The sequence below is a fragment of the Pseudomonas sp. DR 5-09 genome, assembly GCF_001655595.1.
GTDB lineage: Bacteria > Pseudomonadota > Gammaproteobacteria > Pseudomonadales > Pseudomonadaceae > Aquipseudomonas > Aquipseudomonas pharyngis.
The window spans coordinates 6157830-6183493 of record NZ_CP011566.1; the positions used below are offsets into that span (position 1 = coordinate 6157830).

Here is a 25664-nt window from a genome sequence, read left to right on the forward strand (position 1 = left end):
TGGCGCGAGTAGCACGATGTCCTCTGACCTGTGGAGCTTTGCCCTTGCCGTCTACGCCCGTCCCGGCGTGGAGGATGCCTGCCTGCGCCTGCAATCGGCGGGGGCCAACGTGTGCCTGATGCTGTGCGGTTTATGGCTGGAACAACGCGATGCCACCTGCAACGAGGTGCGAGCCCGGCAACTTCTTGAACTGACAGAGCCTTGGGACCGGGAAGTGGTACAGCCATTGCGCGTATTGCGCATGCAGTGGAAAACCCTGGCCGACACCGATCCGGTGCTCAAGGGGATGCGCGAGCAGATCAAGGGATTGGAGCTGGAGGCGGAGCGTGCGCTGCTGTCACGACTTGAAGGCGCCGCACAAGGCTGGAAGCGGAATTCGAAGGAATCGAGTGACTGGCTGGAAGTGCTGGCCGGCCCTGCGGCCAACCTGAACCGCGACGCGCTGCAAGTGCTGCGCGTCGCGGCGACCGGCGCTTAGGAAGCGCTGGACGGGTTGCTGGCGACGCTCGACACCGGCGCCGACGATGGCGTGGTTGCGGTGGTCGAGGTAGTGGCGGCGGGTGCAGGTGCAGCGGTCGCAGCCGGAGTTGCCGGTGCGGCAGGTTTGGCAGCAGGAGCAGCGGTCGGTTTTGCTGCAGCGGGTTTCGCGGCAGCAGGCTTGGCAGCGGCAGGTTTTTTCACCGCAGGTTTCGCTGCTGGCTTGGCGGCCGGTTTAGCAGCGGTCGCTGGCTTGGCGGCGGTCGTTGCAGGCTTGGCGGCGACAGCCGGTTTGGCCGCTGGTTTTGCAGCGGGTTTGGCCGCAGCTTTTACCGCAGGCTTGGCCGCTGGTTTCGCTGCCGCTTTGGCCGCAGGTTTGGCAGCAACCGGTTTGGCAGCGGTTTTCGCCGCAGGCTTGGCAGCAGCTGTTTTGGCAGCTGGTTTAGCGGCGGCTTTAACGGCTGGTTTTGCTGTCGGCTTGGCGGCTGCTTTGGCAGCAGGTTTCGCAGCGGCAGTTCTCGCTGGAGCCGCTTTCGCAGCAGCAGTTCTCGCCGCAGGTTTGGCGGCTGGTTTTGCAGCAGCTGACTTGGCGGCAGCTGGTTTGGCTGCTGTAGTTTTGGCCGCAGGTTTGGCAGCGCTGGCGGCTGCGGGTTTCTTCGCGGCTGGTTTTGCAGCGGCTTTCACTGGCGCTTTTGCAGGGGCTTTTGCAGGAGCCTTGGCCGGTGCTTTTGCAGCAGGTTTGGCGGCTGCTTTTTTCGCAGGTACCGCTGCAGGTTTAGCCGAACGCAGGGACAGCGCCTTGCCGACGGCTTCTTGAACACGACCGACACCCTGGGCCAGCTTCAGGCTTTCCTGGGCATCGCGCTTGAGTTGCAGAATGTAGCTGCGGGTGTCGGACTGACGTTCCTTCAGCGCATCGAGCAGGTCTTCGAGTTCCTTCACGGCAGCCTTGGCCTTGGTCTGCGCCTTGGCTTTACCGGCTGCTGCTGCGTCCTGCAGTTTGGTGCGGGATTTGTGCAACTTTTCTTGCGCCTTGCCGCGTTGCTTTTCCAGTTTGGCGAGCAGTTTTTCAGCATCAGCCAAGGCTTGGGAGCAAGCGTTTTCCAGATGCTCGAGCAGGCTGCCCGAGAGTTGTTGGAGTAAATGCAACGGAGTGTTTACAGGCTTCTTGGTGGCCGACATGGTTTACCTCCTGGCTGACGTGAGTGCGGCTCATACTAGACCTCTGCTGCTACCGCCGCTAGGGCATGTTGACAGTATCGAAAGCACTCGGTTGCAGGCTTGCAAAAAACTTCTGCGCATTGGCAAAAGCAGTTCACCGTTGCAGACGTTCGCGCTGGCATAATCCACCGCAATTCAGGATGGAGAGTGCCCATGTCGCGCTACTTTTTTTTATCCCTCTGCATGATTTTTTCCGTGGCTCAGGCCGACGAAAAAACGACGGCGAATGACGCCCACGATCTGGCTTACAGCCTCGGTGCCAGCCTCGGCGAACGACTGCGTCAGGAAGTGCCGCAGCTGCAGATCCAGGCGTTGATCGAAGGCCTGCAACAAGCCTATCAAGGCAAGCCGCTGGCACTGAGCGAGGCTCGCATCGAGCAGATCCTCGCCGATCACGAATCGCAGACGGCCGAGCAGGCGGCGATGCCTTCGACTGAAGCCGCGATGGAAAACGAGCGACGCTTTCTCACCACCGAAAAAGCCAAACCGGGTGTGAAGGAGCTGGCCGACGGCATCCTGCTTACCGAGCTTGCGCCGGGGAATGGCACGAAGGCCGGCCCGGATGGAAAAGTGCAGGTGCTGTACATCGGCCGACTGCCGGATGGCACCGTGTTCGATCAGAACAGCCAGCCGCAGTGGTTCAATCTCGACAGCGTGATCGCCGGCTGGCGCACCGCGCTGCAGAACATGCCGGTCGGCGCGAAGTGGCGTCTGGTGATTCCATCGGATCAAGCGTACGGCGCCGACGGTGCCGGCGACTTGATCGCGCCATTCACACCACTCGTGTTCGAAGTGGAATTGCGCGGCGCGACCAGTTGATCGCCCAATAAAAAACGGTGCGTTTGTGGCGCACCGTTTCTGTGTCTTGCGAGGTTCGGTTCAGGCCTGAACCGAATCCTCTTCCTTGTGTGCGGTATGCAGCACTTCGATCAGGCAGTCTTCCAGTTCGAAGCGCTCGTGGAGCAGGCCGCCCAGCTCCTTGAATTTCTCCGCAACGCATTTGCCTTCATCGCAAAGGTCGTTGAACGCGAGCAGTTTTTCGGTGATGACATCGATCCGCGGATAGATCGTCTCGGCCAGTTCCAGGCCACGTTTGTCGTTGAAGGCCTTGGCCTCGCCCGTCAGCTGTTCGTAGATCTCGAAGTGCCCGGCCGAGACGTAATCGACCAGCACACCGCAGAATTCCTGCAAAGGCTTTCGATCCTCGGACAGCGCCTGAGGTTTGGCGCCCAGCTTGTCATAGGCAGCGATCAATTCTTCACGCTCCTGCAGCCAGCGGTCGATCAGCAGATGAACTCCACCCCAACGTTCCTGAGCATTCTGACAACTTTCGAGCATGGTGATCTCTCTTCCCTTGTGGGTCATGCTGCCCTACACCCGCGCCCCTTCTTGTGGCTATTGCTTTGAGAGGCGGCCAGGCAGAGCGTCATCGAGCAACACAATTCCAATGACACGTGCGGGCCAGATTATGCCCGCACGCCTATGGCTTCAAGGTACGCAGGAGAGAAAGTTCATACAAGTGTTTAATCCCTGACCAGCGCCGGGTGCGACGGTTGGCCGCTAAGTGGTCGCTGTAAAGCCATCCAGACCTGTCGCAGCAACTGGTAAGCGGCAAGGATCGACATCCCCACGAAGAACAGCAGGCTCCACTCCGGAATGCTCAAATCGAACAGTGTCCAGGACAACTCCGTGCAATCGGCAGTGTCGTTGAACATACGCATCAGTGCGCATAACCACGGCAGGCTGCTGAACATTTCCTCCGGCCCTGGCCCGCAATGCGCCAGCCTTTGCAGGGAATCACTTTGCAACAGCACCTGTCGCCAGGCCGCCGTCATCCCGCCAAGACTGGTCAGCAACGCCATCATCCAGTACAGCGACAGACCGACACGCTGCGGCCCATGGACCGCCGCCACACCACAAAAAATGGTGAGCACACACATGAACAGACGCTGGACCAGACACAGGCTGCAGGGCACCAGACCGACCGCGTATTCGAGGTAATAAGAAGCTCCCAGGGCCAGAATCCCCGCAGTGAAAGCCATAAAGAACAGGGAGCGTGAGCAGGCCAACGACATGGCTTATCCGTAACAATAAAGACAGGCAGTTACGGTAGAGGAAAGCGCCTCGGGCTTTCAAGGCAGGTCACTGGCGACACTTCATCAGAAGTGTAGGGAAATCCCGACAGGCACCGAAGGATTCGGTGTAGCCCACTGTAGGATTTTGCTCGGGAGGGGATTTACCGGTAACAATTCAGTCACCGGGAAAGAAATGGAGGAGCAACGCTCCCCCTTTCTGATCATGCTCGAGCGGCTACCGGCAATGGTGCAGCCAGCAGGCGCTCATCCAGCATACCGAGCCCTTCCTGGAACAGCAGATTGCTGCGTTCGGTGTCACCGAGCCGGGCCAGCAGCCGCGCCAACTCGGCGCACGCTTCCGGATTGCGCTGCACTCGCAGACTGCTTTCCAGGTAGTCCCGCGCCTTGCCCCACAGACTGGCTTGCAGGCACAGGCGCCCCAGCGTCAGCAACAGGCTGGCATCGCCCGGATGATCCTTGAGCCAGCCTTCGGCTGTCTGCAACTGACGCGCCGGATCACTGCCGCGCACCAGACCGTAAAGGCGCGCCAGATGGCTGTCGTACTTGCGCTTGAGCGCCGTGCGCAGCACTTCTTCCGCTTCGACCTGAGCACCCAGCTGGCGCAGCTGCTCGGCGTAGGCCAGCACCAGCGCCGGCTCCTGGCGCTGGGCAGAAGTCAGCTGCTGCCAGGCGCGGTTGAGCGACTGTAAACCGACGGCGCCATCCTCTTCACGCTGGGCCGCGAGGGACAGGTTTTCCCCCCAGGCGCGACGTTCGAGTTCGGTCAGTTCGGACGGTGGCAGGACTTTGTCCTTGCGCAGCTCCGGCAACAGCCTAATCACGGACGACCAGTCACCGCGCTGCTGATGCAGGCGCTGCAACTGGCGCAGGGTCTGGACGTTGTGCGGATGGCGTTCATGCATCGCCTGCAAAGTGACCAGCGCCCCATCGGTATCGCCACGATCGGTCTGCAACTGCGCATGGCTGAGGGCGATCGCCAGCTCGGCCTGCGGCTGACGCTCGAGGGCACGCTCCAGCAGGCGATCGCTTTCCTCGTAATGACCTTGTTCGTTGGCGGCGCGGGCGGCGCCCAGGTAATACAGCAACGGTTGACGCTCGGCTTCGGCGGCCCGGTAAAGATGACGCTGGGCGCTGGCCCAGCGTCCTTCGGCCAGGTCGAGCTGACCATGCTCGATCGCCACCTGCACACGACGGCTGCGGTTACGACGCGACCACGGATTGACCACTCCGCCTGAGGTCAGTACCAGCTCGACCAGCGCCTTGATGCCCCAGACCAGCAGCCACAGCACCGCCACCACCGCCAGGGTCGCCCACAGGCTCGATTCATAACGAAAGCTTTTGTAGGCGACCAGCACGTAACCGGAATGCTCGGCAATCGCCAGGCCCAGCGCCGCCGTCGCCGCGATCACCAGAAACACGATCACATACAGGCGCTTCATGGTGTCGCCTCCTGCGCGGTGCTGGCAGCCGGTTTGGCGAAGGGTTTCACCGAGTCTTCGGCGTTGACGTTGCGGCGCTCCAGGTAGGCCTGCACCGCACTTAAGGTTCCAGCGAGATCCGGCGTGTTGACGGTAACCGGTTGCTTGCTCAATTCCGCGACCTGCTCGAGCATGATTTTGCTCTGCGGGTTGTCCGGATTGAAGTTGCCCGTGAGGACGTCACGCGCTTCGGCCAGGGCCTGGGTGTACACCGGCGCCTGACCGTTGAGCGCAGCCCATTGCGCCTGTTCGAGCGTAAGGCTCAGGGCCAGACGCACCTGGCTCAGGCTCTGGCCAGCAAGCAGCGGCCGGACGTTTTTGTCGGCGTTGAAATCGATGCGGATGTAGCGCGAGATCTGATCCCACCACTGCGCCCAGCGACTGGCGCCGTCGCCATCGGAAGTCAGGCCAAGCAGTGAATCACCGCGATCCTTGTATTCCGGCGCCAGCTCGGTGAGGCCGACGACCTGATCGCGCAAGGCGCCCAGGCGCAGGAACAGCCCGGTGCGATCCGGCTGCTCGGTACTGCGCAGCGCCACCAGGGTTTTCGCCACTTGCTCGCGGGCGGCGAACGAACCGGGATCATTCTGCTCGCGCAGGATTTCATCGGCACCCTGGACCAGCGCCTGAGCGCTGCTGATGTCTTGCAGGGCGGAAAGACGCAGGCTGGCCAGACGCAGCAAGTGCTCGGCCTCGGCCAGCCGCCAGTCCTTGCGGCTGGCGCCGAGGACCGTTTCCAGACGCTGGTTGAGGCGTTGCTGATCGCCCTGAAGTTGCGACACCAGACGCTGGCGATCGGCAAGTTCATCGGCACCGGGCAGTTGCCCGAGGCGCTCGGTCAGTCGTTGCTCGTTGAGCTTCAGGGTCTGTGCCTGATCGCTCAATGCCTGAACCTGACTCAATTGATTTTGCGTGTTGGCCTGCAGGTGTCGCACCTGCCAGACACCCCAGCCACCCACCGCAACACCGGCAGCGCCGAGCAGCAGCGCGAGAATGGCCAATCCGTTGCCTCGGCGCGGTTCCGCGGCCGGTGGCGGTGCATCAACCGGTGCATCGATCACAGGTTGAACGTCATCTTTAGGCAAGGCTGTTTCGCTCACGTATCCATCCTTTGCATTAGAGAACGGGCACGGGATGCTCCCGTAACGCCGTCAGCAAGGCCGCGGCACTGGCGCCGCGACAATCCACAACTGTTCGGGCCCCGGCGGCACTGGCCTGCTCGGCAACCCTTGGGCTTGGAACAAACAACGGCAGCCGCGCAAGTGCAGGCCAGCTGTCGCCGGCCAGTTGGCGCAGGTGCTCGAAACCCTGTCCACTGCTGACCACCAGCCCGTTCAGGCGTTCCGCTGCAATCCTGCGGGGCAGCTCCTGCGGCGGATAGTCCGGCAGGTCGCGACGGTACACCTCCAAGTATTCGACACTAGCACCAAGCGCGCGCAGGCGCTCGGCCAGCAGCTCGCGTCCGCCCTCCCCGCGCAGGATCAATACCTGCGAACCGGGCACGGCCACCGCCTCAAGCAGACGCGGCAATTGCAGCAAGGCCTCGCTGTCGTCACCCGCGTCCGGGAAGCTCACATCCAGCCCCCGATCCCGAAGGATAGCGGCGGTCGCTGCACCCACACTGAACCACGGCATCGTAGGAGTCGCCAGGCCCAAAGAGTCGAGCAGATCCACCGCGATCCGCGCCGCTGGCTTGCTGACCACGATCACTGCGCTGTAACGCGGCAGTTGCGTGATCGTGCGACGCATTGTGTCAGAGACCGGCAGTGGGGCGATTTCCAAAAGCGGCAGACAGCTGCTGAAAAACCCTTGTTCGGCCAGCACGGCGGCGAGCGCCGAGCAGTCTTCCGCCGGGCGCGTCAGCAGCAGGCGCCAAGCGGTCACTCGTGACCTGCCTCGCCGTAGACTGCCTTGAGAATATCGTCGGCGCCCTGGCTCAGCAGGTCTTCGGCCACCTGCACACCCAGGGTCTCGGCTGCCGCACGCGGCGCACGGGCTTGCGCGCTGAGCAGCTTGCCGCCACTCGGATCGCCCACCAGACCGCGCAGCCACAACTGATCGCCTTCGAGCACGGCGTAGCAGGCAATCGGCACCTGGCAGCCGCCATTCAGATGTTTGTTGAGGGCACGCTCGGCGGTGACACGGTCAGCGGTGTCGGCGTGATGCAGGGGCGCGAGCAAGGCATGGATTTCGGTGTCGGCGCTGCGGCATTCGATACCGACGGCGCCCTGGCCACCGGCCGGCAGGCTGTCATCGACGCTGATGGCCGAGGTGATGCGATCTTCGAAACCGAGGCGGATCAGGCCCGCTGCCGCGAGGATGATCGCGTCGTATTCGCCGGCGTCGAGCTTGGCCAGACGGGTGTTGACGTTGCCACGCAGGAAACGGATCTCGAGATCCGGACGGCGTGTCAGCAACTGCGCCTGACGCCGCAGGCTGGAAGTGCCGACGATGCTACCGGCGGGTAATGCATCGAGGCTGGAATAAGTGTTGGAGACAAACGCGTCACGGGGATCTTCGCGCTCGCAGATGCAGAACAGACCGAGTCCTTCGGGGAAATCCATCGGCACGTCTTTCATCGAATGCACGGCGATGTCGGCTTCGTTTTCCAGCAGCGCGGTTTCCAGTTCCTTGACGAACAGGCCCTTGCCACCGATTTTCGACAGGGGCGAATCAAGCAGCTTGTCGCCGCGACTGACCATGGGCACCAGCGTCACCAGCAGGCCCGGGTGGGATGCTTCAAGACGGGCTTTGACGTATTCGGCCTGCCAGAGGGCCAGAGCACTTTTGCGGGTGGCGATGCGGATTTCGCGAGAGGACATGGATCAATCCGTACTGAATAGATACGGCGGATAATAACAGCTCAGCCAAATCCACTTTGACCTGAATCAGATACGGCGTGGCCTCCCTGGCCTGCAATGCCTGGTGAAATGAACAAAGAACCGCCCGGAGCCTGCGGACTAAAGCCCCTGCATCATTTTGCGCACACCCGCCACATGTCGACGGCTGACAATCAGCGCGTCACCGTTGAGGCCCTTGAGGAACAACTGGAAGTGGCCCAGCGGTGTGCGTTGCAGTCGCTCGATGCGGTCGCGGGCGACCAGCGCATTGCGGTGGATCCGCACGAAGCGCTCGCCGAATTCGTCTTCCAGCGCCTTGAGCGGCTCATCCAGAAGGACTTCGCCAGCTTCGTGGCGCAAGGTCACGTATTTGTGGTCGGCAATGAAGTACACCACCTGATCCAGCGGGATCAGTTCGATGCCTTTGCGGGTCCGGGCGCTGATGTGGCTGCGCGGGCCGTTACCGCTTTCGGCGGCAGGACGGGTCAGGGCCGAGAGTTGGGCCCGGTTGGGACGTTCAGCCCGTTTCAGGGCGTCATGCAGATGTTCGGTTCGCACGGGTTTCACCACATAGCCCACGGCGCTGGCCTGCAGGGCTTCCACGGCAAATTCATCGGGACCTGCGCAAAACACCACGGCCGGCGGGGTTTCGCGTTCGCACAGACGGGCAGCCACCTGCAGGCCATCGAGGCCCGGCATGCGGATATCGAGCAGTACGATATCCGGCTTGTGGCTGTCGATCAGTGCCAACGCCTCTTCGCCATTGGTGGCGCTGGGCTCCAGGATTGTGTAGCCCTCGAGCTCGCTCACCATTCGGCTGAGTCGCTCGCGGGCCAGTGGTTCGTCATCAACGATCAGGACATTCATATTGCGCTGGATTCCTGCGTGAGTCTCGCACAAGGATAGCGTAGACAAGTGGAGTGACGTCCGTCACCGCGATCCACGCTAAGACTAGCGCGAGCGCCAAAAAGTGCCGTACGTCGGCCGGCAATATTTGCCGACACCTGCAACGTACCGCCCGACGCCCGTCGCCGACTGCGTTTTACGCAGGGTATGCCAATGGCCAATACACCCACCCCTCTCTCTTCTTATAGTCGGTGGCCGGATCTTTGCCCGATCCGTGGTCACCCGACCCCTATGTCCTACTGTAGACGCTCGTCGGGCGGATATTGCTCAATCGAAAAATATCCTTGCGCAAATCCCCCGGGGACGCCGACAACTATGGCGGAGCGAATGAGAAAAAAACGTATCGACCAGTGTCAGCGACAGGATTGGCAACCCTGTTATTATCCGCGCCAGCGTTTCACGCCTTCTTTCTTCAAGCCGATACGAGCGAATTCATGAGCACTGACAAGACCAATCAGTCCTGGGGCGGCCGCTTCAGTGAACCCGTCGACGCCTTCGTCGCCCGCTTCACCGCCTCCGTCACTTTCGACCAGCGCCTGTATCGCCACGACATCATGGGCTCGATCGCCCACGCCACCATGCTGGCCAAGGTCGGTGTGCTGACGGATGCCGAGCGCGACAGCATCATCGATGGCCTGAAGACCATCCAGGGCGAAATCGAGGCCGGCCAGTTCGACTGGCGCGTCGACCTCGAAGACGTGCACATGAACATCGAGGCACGCCTGACCGACCGCATCGGCGTCACCGGCAAGAAGCTGCACACCGGCCGCAGCCGCAACGACCAGGTCGCCACCGACATCCGCCTGTGGCTGCGTGACGAAATTGACCTGATCCTGGCCGAGATCACCCGCCTGCAAAAAGGCCTGCTGGAGCAGGCCGAGCGTGAAGCCGCCAGCATCATGCCGGGCTTTACTCACCTGCAGACCGCTCAGCCGGTGACCTTCGGGCACCACATGCTGGCCTGGTTCGAAATGCTCAGCCGCGACTACGAGCGTCTGGTCGACTGCCGCAAGCGCACCAACCGCATGCCGCTGGGCAGCGCCGCACTGGCCGGCACCACTTACCCGATCGACCGCGAATACACTGCGCAACTGCTGGGCTTCGACGCCGTCGGCGGCAACTCGCTGGACAACGTGTCCGACCGCGACTTCGCCATCGAATTCTGCTCGGCCGCGAGCATCGCGATGATGCACATGTCGCGCTTCTCCGAAGAGCTGGTGCTGTGGACCAGCGCGCAGTTCCAGTTCATCGATCTGCCGGACCGGTTCTGCACCGGCAGCTCGATCATGCCGCAAAAGAAAAACCCGGATGTTCCGGAGCTGGTACGTGGCAAGACCGGTCGGGTATTCGGCGCCCTGATGGGCCTGTTGACCCTGATGAAAGGCCAGCCGCTGGCCTACAACAAGGACAACCAGGAAGACAAGGAACCGCTGTTCGACGCCGCCGACACCCTGCGCGACTCGCTGCGTGCCTTTGCCGACATGATCCCGGCGATCAAACCGAAACACGCGATCATGCGCGAAGCGGCGCTGCGCGGTTTCTCCACCGCTACCGATCTGGCCGACTACCTGGTTCGCCGTGGCCTGCCGTTCCGTGACTGCCACGAAATCGTCGGCCACGCCGTGAAGTACGGCGTCGACACCGGCAAGGATCTGGCGGAAATGAGCCTGGAAGAACTGCGCCAGTTCAGCGACCAGATCGAGCAGGACGTGTTTGCCGTGCTGACCCTGGAAGGTTCGGTAAATGCCCGTGACCACATCGGTGGCACTGCGCCGGCGCAGGTCAAGGCTGCCGTGGTTCGCGGTCAGGCGCTGATCGCCAGCCGCTAAAAGTCAAAGCTTCGCGAGCAAGCCCGCTCCCACATTTGATCTGCTGCGAACACCGAACAGGTGTCCAATCGAGATCAAGTGTGGGAGCGGGCTTGCTCGCGAAAGCTATCTCGAAAACTCCAAAAAATTACTTCTTCGCTGCGATCATCGCCAAAAACGCCGGCATCGCCGCATCCTTGTCCGCCGCAATCTTCTGCACGTGCGGATTCTGCTCAAGCCGCTCCAGCAGTGCCTTGGCCTTCGGCATCTGCGCCAGCAAATCCAGACCGAACAGCTTGTGCCCCACCGCAACTGCCAACGGCACGCTGTAGAGGAAGTACAAATCCGCAATAGTCAGGCTGTCGCCCGCCACATACGGAGCGAACTTGCCGTGACGTGCCAGCGCCGCAAAACCCAGCAGCAATTCAGCCTTGGTTTTCTCCTTGATCGCCTCCGGGAGTGCCATGCCAAAAAACGCCTCGCCATAGCAGGCACGGGCCGGCAGTTCGATATACAGCTCGATCTCCTTGGCCACTGCCAGCACCTGAGCACGGGCAAACGGCTCGGCCGGCAGCAGTGGAGCACCCTTCTGGGTGCTTTCGAGGTATTCGAGCATCACCATCGTTTCATTGATGTAGCCACCTTCGGCCCCCAGCACCGGCACCTTGCCGCGCGGGCTGATGGCCAGGGACTCCGGCGTTGGCGTCGGGTAGAACGTGACCTCTTCGAACGGCAGGTCTTTTTCCAGCAGCGCCAGCTTGACCATGTTGTAGTAGTTGCTGACGGAGAATCCATAGAGCTTGAACATCACATAGCCTCCAGGCCGTGCGGGGTGGGCAGTGCCTGTTTATAGATCGCCCCGGGTATTCGTGCCAGCAGCATCACGCCGCTGAATGCGGGTAAACTGGCGCCTTTCCTTGAGGAGCCTGCCATGAGCGAGCCGACTGACATCGACAATGATGAAGAAGAGTTCACCGAATCGACACTGATCGAAGCGATCGAGAACCAGATCGAAAGCGACAACCCGCCAGCGGCCAAGGCAACCTTCAACAAGCTGACGCTGGTCGGTTACGAACGCGATGACATCCTGAATCTGATGGCCCACGTGCTGGCCTGTGAAATCGACGCGATGCTCGACGAAGACCGCGCGTTCGATACCGAGTGGTACGAAACCGCGCTGCGCGCACTGCCCGAGCTGCCACCGGAAAAGCAGTAAACGGCCCCGCCCTGTGGGAGCCCGCCTGCTCCCACACAATTTGTCACCCATCTGCGCGGTCTTCTGCCGCTCCCTGACTACACTGGAATCCACCCCGGGACAAAAACCCTGACACGCGCACTGGACAGGCCACGCCGGCAGGTTCACCTTAGGGGCGCTGTCGTCCAATTCCTAGAAAGTCTGGAGTCCTTATGTCGCTTACCCCTGAGTTGGTTGCCGAACTGGAAGTCCTCGCACTCTTCAACCTGGACAGTTCCCAGGAAGGTCTGAAAATTCATCAGACCGCTGCCCCGAAGCACATTGCCGCCGCACAACGCCTGTTCGAAAAAGAACTGACAGACCAGCCTGATGGCGGTTACCTGACCAGCCTCGGTCGCGATGCCGCACAAAACGTGCAAACCGTACTGACGATTCTCAAAGAGCAGCAAACCGCCTGATCCTCCCGACTTTGCCCACGGAAACCCCTGTCACGGGATTTCCGCGGGCCAGCCATGAACGTCGTCCATCACCGCGCGATAGAAATCTGACGTCAAAAAACAAATTCAGCTTAAAACTCCTGCCGCTCAGGCGCTAAACTCCCGGACACCCGAGACCCCTTGCCTCCGAGCCCTGCGCGCCGGTTTGAGCCGACATGACCCGCACCCATGAAATCCGCCCCGACCTCGACGAAGGCATCGACCGCAAGGTACTCAGCCAGCTACGTGCACGCTTTCTGAAACTCAATGAAGGCCGCCTGAACCGGGCGCGGGAAGGACTGTCGACGCGCCAGCAAAGTGTGCTGACGCTGCTGCCGCTGTTTTTTCACGTTAATCATCCGCTGCTGCCGGGTTATGTCTCGGGCAGCACGCCAACCGGGCTGTCGAATTACGAGCCTGACGCCGAGGCGCTCGCCGAAGCCCAGCGCCTGACCCGCTCGTTCTCCTACAAACCGCGTCACGGCAGCAACCCGCCACGGCCGATTCACGGCCTGTTCCTGATGGGCAGCCTCGGCACCCTGGCCCAGGCCGACCAGAGCGACATGGACGTGTGGGTCTGCCACGCCCCCGACCTGAACGACGGTGAACTCGCCGAGCTGCGCAAGAAATGCCAGTTGCTCGAAACCTGGGCTGCCAGCCAGGGGGCCGAAGCGCACTTCTTCCTGATCGACCCGGTGCGTTTCGTCAAAGGCGAACGCGATACTCAACTCAGCTCCGAAGATTGCGGCACCACCCAGCATTACCTGCTGCTGGACGAGTTCTACCGCACCGCAATCTGGCTGGCCGGGCGCACACCGATCTGGTGGCTGGTGCCGGTCTATGAAGAACGCGCCTATGACGCGTACACCCACACCCTGATTTCCAAGCGCTTCATCCGCAACGATGAAACCCTCGACCTGGGGCCGATGGCGTACATTCCACCGGGCGAGTTCGTCGGCGCCGGGCTGTGGCAACTGTTCAAGGGCATCGAGTCACCTTACAAATCGGTGCTCAAGCTGCTGCTGACCGAGGTCTACGCCAGCGAGCATCCACATGTGCAGTGCCTGAGCCTGCGCTTCAAGCAGGCGGTGTTCGCCAACCGGCTGGATCTCGACGAGCTGGATCCGTACATGGTGGTCTACCGCCGGATCGAGGAATACCTCACTGCGCGCAATGAGCCGGAACGCCTTGAGCTGGTTCGACGGGCGCTGTACCTCAAGGTCAACCGCAAGCTCACCGGCAACAGCCGCACCCAGAGCTGGCAGCGTTCACTGCTGGAAAGACTGGCCAGCGAATGGCACTGGGATCAGCGGCAACTGGCGCTGCTCGACAGCCGCAGTCAGTGGAAAGTCCGCCAAGTCAGCGCCGAACGCCGGGCGCTGGTCAACGAACTCAATTACAGCTATCGCTTCCTGACCCAGTTCGCCCGCGCAGAGCAGACCGTCAGCCTGATCAACAAGCGCGACCTCAACGTTCTCGGACGGCGCCTGTATGCGGCGTTCGAGCGCAAGGCGGACAAGGTCGAGTTCATCAATCCCGGGATCGCCCCGGACCTGGCCGAAGACACGCTGACTCTGGTGCAATCGCCGAACAAAAAGGAACCGGGCCAGACCCAGTGGGGCCTTTACAACGGCAGCCTGACAGCGCTGGAGTGGGAACACTTCGCACCGATCAAGCGCAGCCGCGAGTTGCTGGAATTGTTGACTTGGTGCCACCGCAACGGCGTGATCGACAGCAGCACCCGACTGGCCCTGCACCCCGGCACCAGCGACATGAGCGAGTTCGAGCTGTTCAACCTGCTCGGCAGTCTGCAACAGAGCATCCCCCTACCCTTGCCGACCGTTGCCGAAGAACCGCTGCTGCGCGCCGCCGTACCGAACGAAGTCTTGATGCTGGTGAATGTCGGGGTCGATCCGCTCAAGCATCACCGCGACCTGAACATCCTGATGACCACCGAGCGTACCGATTCGCTGAGCTACGCCGGTGTGCGCGAGAACCTGGTGTTGACCTTGGATCAGGTCACGCTCAACAGCTGGAACGAAGTGCTGGTCAACCGCTTCGATGGCCCGCATGCCCTGATGGACTGCCTGCGCGATTACCTCAACAATCTGCCGCGCGGAGCGCAACAACCCTCGCTGCGAGTGCGCTGCTTCTGTCACAACCGCGCGCAATTCATCGCGCGCCGGGTGGAAGAAATCATCGACACCGCGCAGACCCTGTTGCTCAGCGACCTGAATCACCGCTACCTGATCCAGGTGCAGCAGCATTACCACGTGCTGGAACTGGTGCCGGGCCAGGTCAGCCATGTCGCCCTCGCCACCCTGCCGGCGCTGCTCGATTACCTGGGCGAGGAACAGCCGCGCTACAGCCCGCTGCACCTGGACCCGATGGCGCTGGAAGACCACGACCTGGCGTTGATCCTGCCGATGGGCCAGCCCGAATGCATTCAGGTGTTCTACCGGATCACCGAACAAACCGCCGAGCTGTACGTGCTCGATGAGTTCAACGCGCTGTGGCAACAGCACTTGCCCTTTCACGACGAGCAAAGCCTGTTGGTGCCATTGCAGCGGTTCCTGCAGTCGATCCAGTTCCGTCGCGAAGCGCTGCTGCCGATGGACTCGGGCCACTCCGCCAGTCTTGAAATCTTGTATTACCAGTTATTGCCATCAGGACCGGGACGCGCGCGACGGGTCGAAATGCGCCCGGCGCCGCAGACGCCGGTCAACAAACCGTTCTACGACGTGCAGGCGATCGTCGGCAAAGCCGCACCCGGCGAAGTGCAGGTCACGCTGTATTGCAATCAACGGGAATTCAGCGAGCTGGAACATGGCGACCAGCTTTTCAGCGTGGTCGCCCGGGAGATCGTCGGACAGCGTCGGGAAACCGAGCGCTACCGCTGCTACATCACCGACCTGGACCTGTCGGGTGTGATCGGTGACGGGCAGAGTTCAAGCAATCTGTATCTGCGTTACAAGGCCGACCTTGAACGCTCTCTGAACGAGGCGCTCGAGCAGGTCTGACGCGGGTTACTCCGGGAAATCACCGCCGTTGGCCGGCTGCGATTCGACTTCGAGCAAGGTCAGTTTCAGGGTCTTGCCACCCGGAGCCGGCCAGTCGATGTGCTGACCAACCTTCAGGCCCAGCAGCGCACTGCCGACCGGGGCCAGGATCGAGATTTTGCCTTCGTCGGCGTTGGCGTGCTTCGGATAGACCAGGGTGAGGTGGTAGTCCTTGCCACTGCTTTCTTCGCGGCAGTGCACACGGGAATTCATCGTCACGACATCGGCAGGCACTTCATCGTGACCGACCAGGGTATCGGCGCGGTCCAGTTCGGTTTGCAGCGCGATCACGCCCGGCAGCGTGTCATCCAGGCTGTCGATCAGGCGCTCCAGACGTTGCACGTCCAGACGGGTAAGGGTGATGGAAGGTGCGGTCATGATCCGGGCAGACTCCTTTCTTCTGCACACAAAAAAAGCAAAACCCCGCCAAAAAAGACGGGGTTTTCACCAGGCCTCGATGGGTTGAGGCGTTTCCGGACACTACCACAGCTCAAAAAATATACAAGCTACGCTCCGGTGAGCTGCCGGCGCTGAGCCGCTTGCGCACAAATCACCCGACGGCGCTCGTCATCGGCCGAACGCCACTCGCGAATATCTTCGACATGGCGCATGCAACCGAGGCAGACCTTCTGCTCATCCAGCCGGCACACGCCGGTGCACGGCGAAGGCACGGCCGGGCTGACGTTGCTGTAGAGCGGCTTCGGCGGACGGACGGGCGCAGTATCAGTCACGAAATCACAGGCCTTCGAAATCGAATTCGGTGCCAGCCTGCTGCTTGACGATGCGCTCGAGCATTTCGCCCAGCTGTTCTTCGCTCTTGTCGCACATCCAGCGTTCGCTTTCTTCGTCGTAGTCGAAGTGGAAACCGCCAGACACGGCGGCCAGCCACAGCTGACGCAACGGTTCCTGACGACTGAAGATCAGCTGGGTGCCGTTCTCGAACTTGACGGTCAGCACACCGGCCGAGTTCTCCATGTCGATGTCCAGGTCGCTGTCGTCGAAGATGTCTTCCAGTTTTTCCTGGGTTTCATCGACCAGATCGTGGAAACGGGCTTCGGACAAACTCATTGCGGCAACCTCAAAAAATGTCTGATCAGGCTCAAGCGCCGCAAGATACGGACGCCGCCGGCCGATTGCAAAGGATAACGACCAACAACCCTGCCTGCATTGTCTCCTGTGGGAGCGAGCCTGCTCGCGATTGCGGTGGATCAGACACCCGGATGTTGAAGGTGCCGACGCTATCGCGAGCAGGCTCGCTCCCACAAGGATTGCACTTGATCGACCCGCCTGCGGGCAAGCCCCGCCGGACGGGAGTTCCGTCGCATAGGCAAGCTGCCGGGTGGCCGGTATACTCCGGCGCAATTAACGCATTTTCAAGGATTTCGCCATGAAGCGCCTGATCTCTTCCCTTGCTGCGCTCGTCGCGGTTGCCTGCCTTGTTTCGGCTTGTGGTCAAAAAGGCCCGCTGTACCTGCCCGATGAAGATCAGGACCCGGCCGAGCAAGCCCAGTCTTCGCAAAAGCAGCCTGCCTCCAAGGCACACAAGCACGACGTTTACTAAGGGATCGCCATGGACGCTTTTAACTACCGTGGCGGGGAGCTGTTCGCGGAAGGTGTGGCGCTGTCCGCCATCGCCGATCGCTTCGGCACACCGACCTACGTCTACTCCCGCGCCCACATCGAGGCCCAGTACCTGGCCTATGCCGATGCGCTGGCCGGCATGCCGCACCTGGTGTGCTTCGCGGTCAAGGCCAACTCCAACCTCGGCGTCCTGAATGTCCTGGCCCGTATCGGCGCCGGTTTCGACATTGTCTCCCGTGGCGAGCTGGAACGTGTTCTGGCCGCCGGCGGCAGCCCGGACAAGATCGTGTTCTCCGGCGTCGGCAAGACCCGTGACGACATGCGCCGTGCGCTGGAAGTCGGCGTGCACTGCTTCAACGTCGAATCCACCGACGAGCTCGAGCGCCTGCAAGTGGTCGCCGCCGAGCTGGGCGTTCGCGCGCCGATCTCGCTGCGCGTGAACCCGGACGTCGATGCCGGCACCCACCCGTACATTTCCACCGGTCTCAAAGAGAACAAGTTCGGCATCGCCATCGCCGACGCCGAAGACGTGTACGTGCGTGCCGCGCACCTGCCGAACCTGGAAGTGGTCGGCGTCGACTGCCACATCGGTTCGCAACTGACCACTCTGCCGCCGTTCCTCGATGCCCTTGATCGCCTGCTGGATCTGGTCGATCGCCTTGGCGATTGCGGCATCCACCTGCGCCACATCGATCTCGGTGGCGGCCTGGGTGTGCGTTATCGCGACGAAGAGCCGCCATTGGCTGCCGATTACATCAAGGCTGTGCGCGAGCGCCTGGTCGGCCGTGATCTGGCGCTGGTGTTCGAACCGGGCCGCTTCATCGTCGCCAACGCCGGCGTGCTGCTGACCCAGGTCGAATACCTCAAGCACACCGAGCACAAAGACTTCGCCATCGTCGACGCGGCCATGAACGACCTGATCCGCCCGGCGCTGTACCAGGCCTGGATGGACGTGACCGCGGTCAAACCGCGCGACACCGCTGCACGCAAGTACGACGTGGTCGGCCCGATCTGCGAAACCGGCGACTTCCTCGCCAAGGAACGCGAACTGGCGCTGGAAGAAGGCGATCTGCTGGCCGTGCATTCGGCCGGTGCCTACGGTTTCGTGATGAGCTCCAACTACAACACTCGCGGCCGTGCCGCCGAAGTGCTGGTGGATGGTGATCAGGCCTTTGAAGTGCGTCGCCGCGAAACCGTGGCCGAGCTGTTTGCCGGCGAAAGCCTGCTGCCGGAGTAACCCCATGCTGCTGCGTTTTACCAAGATGCACGGCCTGGGCAACGACTTCATGGTCCTCGACCTGGTCAGCCAGCACGCGCATATTCAGCCCAAGCACGCAAAAATGTGGGGCGACCGGCACACCGGCATCGGTTTCGACCAGTTGCTGATCGTCGAAGCGCCGAGCAATCCGGATGTGGACTTCCGTTACCGGATCTTCAACTCCGACGGTTCCGAAGTGGAGCAGTGCGGCAATGGTGCGCGCTGCTTCGCCCGCTTCGTGCTCGACAAACGTCTGACCGCCAAACGGCAGATCCGCGTCGAGACCAAGGGCGGCATCATCGAACTGGACGTGCGTAACGACGGCCAGATCGGCGTGAACATGGGCGCCCCGCGCCTGGTGCCAGCGGACATTCCGTTCCAGGCGCCGGAGCAGGCCCTGAGTTATCAGGTCGATGTCGACGGTACGCCGGTCGATCTGGCGGCGGTGTCCATGGGCAACCCCCATGCGGTGCTGCGAGTCAGCGATATCAACACTGCACCGGTGCATGTACTGGGGCCGAAAATCGAACACCATCCGCGCTTTCCGGCGCGAGTCAACGTCGGTTTTCTCCAGGTCATCGACCGCCACCGCGCACAACTGCGCGTCTGGGAACGCGGCGCCGGGGAAACCCAGGCCTGCGGCACCGGTGCCTGCGCTGCTGCTGTAGCTGCGATCAGTCAGGGGTGGATGGATTCGCCACTGTTGATCGACCTGCCGGGCGGGCGCCTGTCCATTGAGTGGGCAGGCCCCGGCCAACCGGTGTTGATGACCGGCCCGGCAGTGCGCGTATACGAAGGACAAGTGCGTCTTTGAGTGAGCAGAAGCCATGACCGATAAGCCTCAGGTACCCGCCCGACAGTCCGGTGAATCAGCGTCCGAGAGCCTGGAGGCGGCAGCGGTTGCCGCGTACCTGGAGGCTCATCCGGACTTTTTCGTCGAGCATGAAGAACTGCTGCCGTCCCTGCGCATCCCCCATCAGCGCGGCGATACCGTTTCGCTGGTCGAGCGCCAGATGGCCATCCTGCGCGACCGCAACATCGAGATGCGTCACCGCCTCTCGCACTTGATGGACGTCGCCCGGGACAACGATCGCCTGTTCGACAAGACCCGTCGCCTGATCCTCGCCCTGATGGACGCTGCCACCCTGGAAGATGTGGTGATCAGCGTCGAAGACAGCCTGCGCCAGGATTTCCAGGTGCCCTTTGTCAGCCTGATTCTACTCGGCGACAACCCGGCCCCGGTCGGCCGCTGGGTGACCCACGCCGACGCGCAGACCGCCATCGGCGGCCTGCTCACCGAAGGCAAGAGCGTCAGCGGCAGCCTGCGTGAACACGAACTCGACTTCCTGTTCGGCGAAGAGCAACGCAAGCAGATCGGCTCCACCGCCGTGGTCGCCGTCAGCCACCAGGGCATCCACGGAATCCTGGCCATCGCCAGCCGTGATCCGCAGCACTACAAGAGCTCGGTCGGCACGCTGTTCCTCAGCTACATCGCCGAAGTCATGGGTCGCGTGCTGCCACGGGTCAACAGCTCCCTGCGCTCGGTACGCTGAGCATGGAACGACAACTGGACGCTTACTGCGAACACCTGCGCAGTGAGCGGCAGGTGTCGCCACACACGCTGTCGGCCTACCGCCGCGACCTCGACAAAGTCCTCGGCTGGTGCAACAAACAGAACATCGGCAGCTGGCAGGCGCTGGACATCCAGCGCCTGCGCAGCCTGATCGCCCGCCTGCATGCCCAGGGGCAGTCCTCGCGCAGTCTGGCTCGCCTGCTCTCGGCGGTGCGCGGGCTCTATCACTATCTGAATCGCGAAGGCCTCTGCGACCACGATCCGGCCACCGGCCTGGCACCGCCCAAAGGCGAGCGCCGGCTGCCGAAAACCCTCGACACCGACCGCGCCCTGCAACTGCTTGAAGGTGCGGTCGAGGACGATTTTCTCGCGCGGCGCGATCAGGCAATTCTGGAGTTGTTCTACTCTTCCGGCCTGCGCCTGTCGGAGCTGACCGGGCTCAATCTTGATCAGCTCGATCTGGCCGACGGCATGGTTCAGGTACTCGGCAAGGGCAGCAAGACGCGCCTGTTGCCGGTCGGCAAGAAGGCCCGGGAAGCGCTGGAACAATGGCTGCCACTGCGGGCTCTGACCAATCCGGCAGACGACGCCGTATTCGTCAGCCAGCAAGGCCGACGCCTTGGCCCGCGAGCGATTCAGGTGCGGGTCAAACTGGCCGGCGAGCGCGAACTGGGGCAGAACCTGCACCCGCACATGCTGCGGCACTCCTTCGCCAGCCATTTGCTCGAGTCCTCTCAGGATCTGCGCGCGGTGCAGGAATTGCTCGGCCACTCGGACATCAAGACCACCCAGATCTATACCCACCTGGACTTCCAGCACCTGGCGGCGGTCTACGACAGCGCCCATCCACGGGCCAAACGCATGAAAGGCGACGATTCATGAGCATCCAGTTGATCACCTTCGATCTCGACGACACCCTGTGGGACACCGCTCCGGTGATCGTCAGCGCCGAAGCGGTTTTGCGCGAATGGCTGGGCGAGCATGCGCCGAATCTGGGCGCGGTACCGGTGGAGCATCTGTGGTCGATCCGCGAACGGGTGCTGGCCAACGAGCCGGGACTCAAGCACCGCATCAGCGCGTTGCGCCGGCGGGTGCTGTTCCATGCGCTGGAGGAAGCCGGATACGCCCACAGCGAAGCGTCGGATCTGGCAGACAAGAGTTTTGAAGTGTTTCTGCATGCGCGGCATCAGATCGAGGTGTTCCCGGAGGTCGAGCCGATCCTGGAAACCCTCGCCAAACACTACGCTCTCGGGGTGGTCACCAACGGCAACGCCGATGTCCGTCGTCTCGGACTGGCGGACTACTTCAAGTTTGCGCTGTGCGCCGAAGACATCGGCATCGCCAAGCCGGATGCGCGCCTGTTCCATGAAGCGTTGCAGCGCGGTGGCGTGAGCGCCGAAGCGGCGGTGCATATCGGCGATCACCCGGGGGACGACATCGCCGGGGCGCAGCAGGCCGGTCTGCGAGCGATCTGGTTCAACCCCGCCGGCAAGGTCTGGGAAGCGGAGCGCCTGCCGGATGCCGAGATTCGCAGCCTGAACGATCTGCCCGCGGTGCTCGCCCGCTGGAACAGCCGCGGCTGATTTTCTTTCGCCCATGAAAAAGCCCGCAGCGACGGCGGGCTTTTTCAGCAAGCAAGCGCCACGCCTCAGATAGGGCGGCTGCCGTACTTGTTGTCCGGCTTCTTGGGCGGATCGGCGACCACGTTGGCCTCCACTTCCTGAACCTTGCCACCGCGCGCAAGGAACTCTTCCATGGCCTTGGCCAGGGCATCGCGCTCCTTGTTCTTGGCTTCGATGCTCGGCAACTCGTCGACCGACACCGCAGCCTTGGCCTTGCCTTTGGCAGCCGGGGCCGGCGTATCGTCACCGCCATCGTCGTCAGCAACGTCTTCCGCTGCTGCTTCCAGACCTTCCTCGGCCTCGTCTTCGTCGCCTACTTCGAGGTCGTCGTTTTCCAGATCATCGTCGCTCATGTTCTACCTCATGACTTGCGAAAAGCAGATTAGTTATAGACCAGCTTTGGCGACTGTCGAAAGTCGCCGGAAAAAAATCGGTAACCATTGGTGACCAACGGTTTATGCCCCTTCACCGTGCAAGGTGGCGAGGACTTTACGGGCACCGCCATGATCACGGTGCTCGCCCAGGTAAACGCCTTGCCAGGTGCCCAGTGCCAGTCGGCCCACCGTTACCGGCAAACTGATCTGACAGCCCAGCACGCTGGCCTTGAAGTGCGCCGGGAGGTCGTCCAGGCCTTCGTCGTTATGCTCATAGCCGTCTGTTCCTTGTGGGATCAGACGATTGAAAAATCGTTCGAAGTCGCGACGTACCGCCGGATCGGCGTTCTCGTTGATGGTCAACGACGCCGAGGTATGCTGCAGCCACAAATGCAACAGACCGACCCGGCATGCCTTGAGTTCAGGCAGACCGGCGAGCAACTCGTCCGTCACCAGATGAAAGCCCCGGGGCCGTGCCCGCAGGGTTATCAGAGTCTGTTGCCACATACAGTTCTCCGCACGTTCGGGGCGCATTCTAGCGCGCTCTGGAAAAAAACAAAGGCCCTAATATTCCTTCAATGATGTAAGCCTTTGGCCGCAGAAAAACACTCGTCGTAAACACGACCAAAGCAGTACGAAAAATCCTTTCAGCTGTATCAGGGAAGACAAATTCCAGATAAAAAAATGCCCGGCAAGCCGGGCAAGTTTTTTGCGGCGCGTGCTTACAGGTTGTAGCCGCGCTCGTTGTGTTGTGCCAGATCCAGGCCGACCGATTCTTCTTCCTCGGTCACACGCAGACCCATCACGGCATCCAGCACCTTGAGGATGATGAAAGTGACGATGGCGGTGTAGATCACGGTGAAGCCGACGCCTTTGCACTGAATCCAGACTTGTGCGGCGATGTCGGTGACGGTGCCGAAGCCACCCAGCGACGGTGCAGCGAACACACCGGTCAGGATCGCGCCGAGGATACCGCCGATACCGTGCACGCCGAAGGCGTCCAGGGAGTCGTCATAACCGAGTTTGCGTTTCAGGGTGGTGGCGCAGAAGAAGCACACCACGCCTGCTGCCAGACCGATCACCAGGGCGCCCATCGGGCCCACAGTGCCAGCGGCCGGAGTGATCGCGACCAGACCTGCAACGACGCCGGATGCGATACCCAGTGCGCTTGGTTTGCCGTGGGTGATCCACTCGGCGAACATCCAGCCCAATGCAGCAGCAGCGGTAGCGATCTGAGTGACCAGCATCGCCATGCCGGCGGTGCCGTTGGCGGCCGCAGCGGAACCGGCGTTGAAGCCGAACCAGCCGACCCACAGCATCGCCGCGCCCATCAGGGTGTAACCCAGATTGTGTGGCGCCATCGGAGTGGTCGGGAAGCCTTTGCGTTTACCCAGTACCAGGCAGGCGATCAGACCGGCCACACCGGCGTTGATGTGCACCACGGTGCCGCCGGCGAAGTCGAGCACGCCCCAGTCCCACATCAGGCCGCCGTTGCCGGACCAGACCATGTGCGCGATCGGTGCATAAACCAGGGTGAACCAGATGCCCATGAAGATCAGCATCGCGGAGAACTTCATCCGCTCGGCGAACGCACCGACGATCAGCGCCGGAGTGATGATCGCGAAGGTCATCTGGAAGGTGATGAAGACCGCCTCGGGGAACAGCGCCGCCGGGCCGGTCAGGCTCGCTGGCGTGACACCGGCCAGGAACGCCTTGCCGAAACCACCCACGAACGAGTTGAAGTTGACGACGCCCTGCTCCATGCCGGTGGTGTCGAACGCGATGCTGTAGCCATAAATGACCCACAGGACGCTGATCAGACCGGTAATGGCGAAGCACTGCATCATCACGGAAAGAATGTTTTTCGACCGAACCATGCCGCCGTAGAACAGCGCGAGGCCGGGAATGGTCATGAACAGCACGAGGGCTGTGGAGGTGAGCATCCAGGCAGTGTCGCCGGAATTCAGGACTGGGGCTGCCACTTCGTCTGCCGCCATGGCCAGGCCGGGCATTACGATAGACAACAGGGCTCCTAGCCCTGCGAATTTACGCAGAGTCATATTGTTTTCTCCTGGGGCGTTGGGTTTGTGGCGGCGTTTAGATCGCGTCGGTATCGGTTTCGCCGGTACGGATGCGGATCGCCTGTTCCAGATTGACCACGAAGATCTTGCCGTCACCGATCTTGCCGGTGTTGGCAGCCTTGGTTATCGCCTCGATAACCCGATCCAGATCCTTGTCGTCGATGGCAACGTCGATTTTCACCTTGGGCAGAAAATCGACCACATACTCCGCGCCGCGATACAGCTCGGTGTGACCCTTCTGCCGACCGAAGCCTTTGACTTCAGTAACGGTAATGCCCTGCACGCCGATTTCGGACAGCGACTCGCGCACGTCGTCCAACTTGAACGGCTTGATGATGGCAGTGACTAGCTTCATGAAACTCTCTCCCGAATTGGTGGACTTGCCCCAGGAAAACAAACCCGACTCAAGTCTAAGCGCAGTGCCTGGCTTTGTAACGCTTCGTTGTCGACGCCAGCTAACCGCTCCAGACGAAACTCCCCGCTCCGTCTGCCGCACTGCATTCGTCACAGCGACTGCATCAGTGCATGGGTCGAAGGTGACTAAGCAGAAAGCTTGCCATCTCGCCAAAAACCACTGATTTCAATCCCTTGGCCGCTGCCACAGATGCCATCACCCAAATGGCACTCCGGATACGCACAACAACGGTGCGTGGCCGTGCATCCCGTTGCGCGAAAAGCGTGCATCCGTGCCTGCGCCAATGACTATAGACACTGCGTGATACACTGCCGGCCATTGTTTCCAGGACATATCCCATGCTCGCGCCCAAAGACTTCCTCGACGCCCTGAGCGGCACCGCCTCCCGCCTGTTCAGCGGCGACACGCCCTTGCCAAAAGCCGAAATCGAAAGCCAGTTCAAGATGCTGCTGCAAAGTGCCTTCAGCAAACTCGACCTGGTGAGCCGTGAAGAGTTTGACAGTCAGATGGTGGTGCTGGCGCGCACTCGCGCCCGGCTCGAGAGCCTTGAGGCGAAGGTGGCTGAGATGGAAGCGAAGCTGACGCCGCCGGCTGAGTGAGTCTTCATCCCAGCCTGCCACTGGCTGGCGGAATTTCGTTGATGCTTGCGCCAGCGATCAAACATGCACAACCTCGGGATACGCGAGTGTGTCCACTAAGGATGCGCAGGCCTTGGCCTCACCGAAGCCTGCAACTGAAAACCGTCTCCTCAAGGCGGTTTTTTTTCGCCTCGAGATAGCTGCAACAATCGGTTTTCTGAGGAGTAGTCACAGCAACTGTTCAGCTCCCCGCCGTACGACCTTGAATTCAGATCAAGCGCAATGCGCCAGCCACTCCACTTGATCACGGACGGAAGCTCCTCTCTAAACTCCAGCTTTTCGCAAATCGTAAGTCGACTGAAGATTCATCCAGAACTCAGGCGTGGTGTTGAGGTGAATGGCCAGCCTGATTGCCAGATCGGCGCAGATCCTGAGCTGGCATTTCACAAGCTTCTCGATCTCGGTTTCAGGCCAGTTTGTGGGCATGGCCAAGTCCATGACAGTCATGCCCAACGGCTCCCAGTTGCCGTTACGTGCGGACCTGAGCTTGAGCCAAGTGGTCTGTTAGCAGGCAGAAGATGAATGCATAGACCCGCACAACCGCTTTCTGATACGTCTTGTAAACC

Annotated in this window: 30 protein-coding genes; 13 read left to right on the forward strand and 17 right to left on the reverse strand. The window is 61.6% G+C overall.

All coding sequences use genetic code 11. The annotated features are described in order from the left end of the window. The first annotated feature begins 16 nt into the window (after positions 1–16). Positions 17–478 carry a TIGR02444 family protein gene (locus tag PDR5_RS27795; RefSeq protein ID WP_064600320.1) on the forward strand — a complete coding sequence of 154 codons (462 nt, stop codon included), beginning with the start codon at positions 17–19 and terminating at the stop codon, positions 476–478. On the opposite strand, the gene PDR5_RS27800 is transcribed toward PDR5_RS27795, so the two are convergent. Then, on the reverse strand, positions 475–1659 hold the full coding sequence (locus tag PDR5_RS27800) for an AlgP family protein (RefSeq protein ID WP_064600322.1): 1185 nt from the start codon (positions 1657–1659) through the stop codon (positions 475–477). The two genes, PDR5_RS27795 and PDR5_RS27800, sit on opposite strands and share 4 nt — an antisense overlap. Positions 1660–1851: 192 nt before the next feature. Here PDR5_RS27800 and PDR5_RS27805 point away from each other — a divergent pair, with 192 nt between their 5' ends. After that, a complete protein-coding gene (locus PDR5_RS27805; RefSeq protein ID WP_064600324.1) occupies positions 1852–2517 on the forward strand; it encodes an FKBP-type peptidyl-prolyl cis-trans isomerase in 666 nt (221 codons plus the stop codon). A gap of 60 nt (positions 2518–2577) precedes the next feature. Here PDR5_RS27805 and PDR5_RS27810 read toward each other — a convergent pair whose 3' ends face one another. The 7 genes from PDR5_RS27810 to PDR5_RS27840 form a co-directional block, all read right to left on the reverse strand. Next, positions 2578–3036 carry an Rsd/AlgQ family anti-sigma factor gene (locus tag PDR5_RS27810; RefSeq protein ID WP_007951863.1) on the reverse strand — a complete coding sequence of 153 codons (459 nt, stop codon included), beginning with the start codon at positions 3034–3036 and terminating at the stop codon, positions 2578–2580. A 185-nt stretch (positions 3037–3221) separates the two neighbouring features. Next, the gene (locus PDR5_RS27815; RefSeq protein ID WP_064600326.1) at positions 3222–3773 is read right to left on the reverse strand and encodes a disulfide bond formation protein B; all 552 of its coding nucleotides are present in this window, start codon (positions 3771–3773) and stop codon (positions 3222–3224) included. Between the two features lie 221 nt (positions 3774–3994). Further along, positions 3995–5233, reverse strand: a complete 1239-nt coding sequence (locus PDR5_RS27820; protein WP_064600328.1) for a heme biosynthesis protein HemY — start codon at positions 5231–5233, stop codon at positions 3995–3997. After that, positions 5230–6372 carry a uroporphyrinogen-III C-methyltransferase gene (locus PDR5_RS27825; RefSeq protein ID WP_064600330.1) on the reverse strand — a complete coding sequence of 381 codons (1143 nt, stop codon included), beginning with the start codon at positions 6370–6372 and terminating at the stop codon, positions 5230–5232. The genes PDR5_RS27820 and PDR5_RS27825 overlap by 4 nt, the downstream gene beginning before the upstream one ends. Positions 6373–6388: 16 nt before the next feature. Next, positions 6389–7156, reverse strand: a complete 768-nt coding sequence (locus PDR5_RS27830; RefSeq protein ID WP_064600332.1) for a uroporphyrinogen-III synthase — start codon at positions 7154–7156, stop codon at positions 6389–6391. Beyond that, positions 7153–8094, reverse strand: a complete 942-nt coding sequence (gene hemC / locus PDR5_RS27835) for a hydroxymethylbilane synthase (RefSeq protein ID WP_064600334.1) — start codon at positions 8092–8094, stop codon at positions 7153–7155. Before hemC ends, PDR5_RS27830 begins: the two co-directional genes overlap by 4 nt. Positions 8095–8232: 138 nt before the next feature. Then, positions 8233–8979 (reverse strand): LytR/AlgR family response regulator transcription factor, encoded by a 747-nt coding sequence (locus PDR5_RS27840; RefSeq protein WP_039765284.1) that lies wholly within the window; start codon positions 8977–8979, stop codon positions 8233–8235. 473 nt (positions 8980–9452) lie between these two features. Between PDR5_RS27840 and argH the strand changes: the two genes are divergently transcribed. Then, positions 9453–10847: an argininosuccinate lyase gene (gene argH / locus PDR5_RS27845; protein ID WP_064600337.1), complete on the forward strand. Its 1395-nt coding sequence runs from the start codon at positions 9453–9455 to the stop codon at positions 10845–10847. Positions 10848–10974: 127 nt separating this feature from the next. On the opposite strand, the gene PDR5_RS27850 is transcribed toward argH, so the two are convergent. After that, on the reverse strand, positions 10975–11634 hold the full coding sequence (locus PDR5_RS27850) for a glutathione S-transferase family protein (protein WP_064600340.1): 660 nt from the start codon (positions 11632–11634) through the stop codon (positions 10975–10977). A gap of 123 nt (positions 11635–11757) precedes the next feature. On the opposite strand from PDR5_RS27850, the gene PDR5_RS27855 reads away from it, so the two are divergent. The 3 genes from PDR5_RS27855 (at position 11758) to PDR5_RS27865 (ending at position 15517) form a co-directional block, all read left to right on the forward strand. Further along, complete coding sequence (locus PDR5_RS27855) at positions 11758–12042, forward strand: hypothetical protein (RefSeq protein WP_007951881.1); 285 nt, start codon at positions 11758–11760, stop codon at positions 12040–12042. A gap of 191 nt (positions 12043–12233) precedes the next feature. After that, entirely contained in the window at positions 12234–12479 is a 246-nt protein-coding gene (locus PDR5_RS27860; RefSeq protein WP_007951883.1) for a TIGR02647 family protein, read from the forward strand. A gap of 194 nt (positions 12480–12673) precedes the next feature. Beyond that, positions 12674–15517 (forward strand): class I adenylate cyclase, encoded by a 2844-nt coding sequence (locus tag PDR5_RS27865; protein WP_064600341.1) that lies wholly within the window; start codon positions 12674–12676, stop codon positions 15515–15517. 6 nt (positions 15518–15523) lie between these two features. Here the strand turns inward: PDR5_RS27865 and rnk are convergent, their stop codons facing one another. The 3 genes from rnk to cyaY all read right to left on the reverse strand — a co-directional run bounded on the left by rnk (position 15524) and on the right by cyaY (position 16624). After that, complete coding sequence (gene rnk / locus PDR5_RS27870) at positions 15524–15934, reverse strand: nucleoside diphosphate kinase regulator (protein WP_064379882.1); 411 nt, start codon at positions 15932–15934, stop codon at positions 15524–15526. A gap of 128 nt (positions 15935–16062) precedes the next feature. Further along, positions 16063–16287: a DUF1289 domain-containing protein gene (locus PDR5_RS27875; protein ID WP_064600343.1), complete on the reverse strand. Its 225-nt coding sequence runs from the start codon at positions 16285–16287 to the stop codon at positions 16063–16065. A 4-nt stretch (positions 16288–16291) separates the two neighbouring features. After that, entirely contained in the window at positions 16292–16624 is a 333-nt protein-coding gene (gene cyaY, locus PDR5_RS27880; RefSeq protein WP_007951887.1) for an iron donor protein CyaY, read from the reverse strand. Between the two features lie 319 nt (positions 16625–16943). On the opposite strand from cyaY, the gene lptM reads away from it, so the two are divergent. From lptM to PDR5_RS27905, 6 genes are read left to right on the forward strand one after another with little or no spacing between them, the layout of a single operon-like run. Beyond that, complete coding sequence (gene lptM, locus PDR5_RS29555; protein ID WP_082934452.1) at positions 16944–17117, forward strand: LPS translocon maturation chaperone LptM; 174 nt, start codon at positions 16944–16946, stop codon at positions 17115–17117. A 9-nt stretch (positions 17118–17126) separates the two neighbouring features. After that, positions 17127–18374: a diaminopimelate decarboxylase gene (lysA, locus tag PDR5_RS27885; RefSeq protein WP_064600345.1), complete on the forward strand. Its 1248-nt coding sequence runs from the start codon at positions 17127–17129 to the stop codon at positions 18372–18374. 4 nt (positions 18375–18378) lie between these two features. Continuing rightward, positions 18379–19209: a diaminopimelate epimerase gene (gene dapF, locus PDR5_RS27890; RefSeq protein WP_064600347.1), complete on the forward strand. Its 831-nt coding sequence runs from the start codon at positions 18379–18381 to the stop codon at positions 19207–19209. 13 nt (positions 19210–19222) lie between these two features. After that, positions 19223–19948 (forward strand): DUF484 family protein, encoded by a 726-nt coding sequence (locus PDR5_RS27895; RefSeq protein ID WP_007951894.1) that lies wholly within the window; start codon positions 19223–19225, stop codon positions 19946–19948. Positions 19949–19950: 2 nt separating this feature from the next. Next, positions 19951–20850, forward strand: a complete 900-nt coding sequence (gene xerC / locus PDR5_RS27900; protein ID WP_007951897.1) for a tyrosine recombinase XerC — start codon at positions 19951–19953, stop codon at positions 20848–20850. Continuing rightward, the gene (locus tag PDR5_RS27905) at positions 20847–21551 is read left to right on the forward strand and encodes an HAD family hydrolase (RefSeq protein WP_064600349.1); all 705 of its coding nucleotides are present in this window, start codon (positions 20847–20849) and stop codon (positions 21549–21551) included. Before xerC ends, PDR5_RS27905 begins: the two co-directional genes overlap by 4 nt. A gap of 65 nt (positions 21552–21616) precedes the next feature. On the opposite strand, the gene sutA is transcribed toward PDR5_RS27905, so the two are convergent. From sutA to glnK, 4 genes are all read right to left on the reverse strand, one after another. Beyond that, the gene (gene sutA, locus PDR5_RS27910; RefSeq protein ID WP_007964546.1) at positions 21617–21943 is read right to left on the reverse strand and encodes a transcriptional regulator SutA; all 327 of its coding nucleotides are present in this window, start codon (positions 21941–21943) and stop codon (positions 21617–21619) included. A 102-nt stretch (positions 21944–22045) separates the two neighbouring features. Then, complete coding sequence (locus PDR5_RS27915; RefSeq protein ID WP_064600351.1) at positions 22046–22471, reverse strand: secondary thiamine-phosphate synthase enzyme YjbQ; 426 nt, start codon at positions 22469–22471, stop codon at positions 22046–22048. Positions 22472–22686: 215 nt separating this feature from the next. After that, positions 22687–24024: an ammonium transporter gene (locus tag PDR5_RS27920; protein ID WP_007951904.1), complete on the reverse strand. Its 1338-nt coding sequence runs from the start codon at positions 24022–24024 to the stop codon at positions 22687–22689. A 37-nt stretch (positions 24025–24061) separates the two neighbouring features. Then, complete coding sequence (gene glnK / locus PDR5_RS27925; protein ID WP_002555808.1) at positions 24062–24400, reverse strand: P-II family nitrogen regulator; 339 nt, start codon at positions 24398–24400, stop codon at positions 24062–24064. A 398-nt stretch (positions 24401–24798) separates the two neighbouring features. On the opposite strand from glnK, the gene PDR5_RS27930 reads away from it, so the two are divergent. Continuing rightward, entirely contained in the window at positions 24799–25059 is a 261-nt protein-coding gene (locus PDR5_RS27930) for an accessory factor UbiK family protein (RefSeq protein ID WP_007920416.1), read from the forward strand. Positions 25060–25362: 303 nt separating this feature from the next. Here PDR5_RS27930 and PDR5_RS27935 read toward each other — a convergent pair whose 3' ends face one another. Continuing rightward, positions 25363–25545 (reverse strand): HigA family addiction module antitoxin, encoded by a 183-nt coding sequence (locus tag PDR5_RS27935; RefSeq protein WP_064600353.1) that lies wholly within the window; start codon positions 25543–25545, stop codon positions 25363–25365. Between the last annotated feature and the right edge of the window lie 119 nt (positions 25546–25664).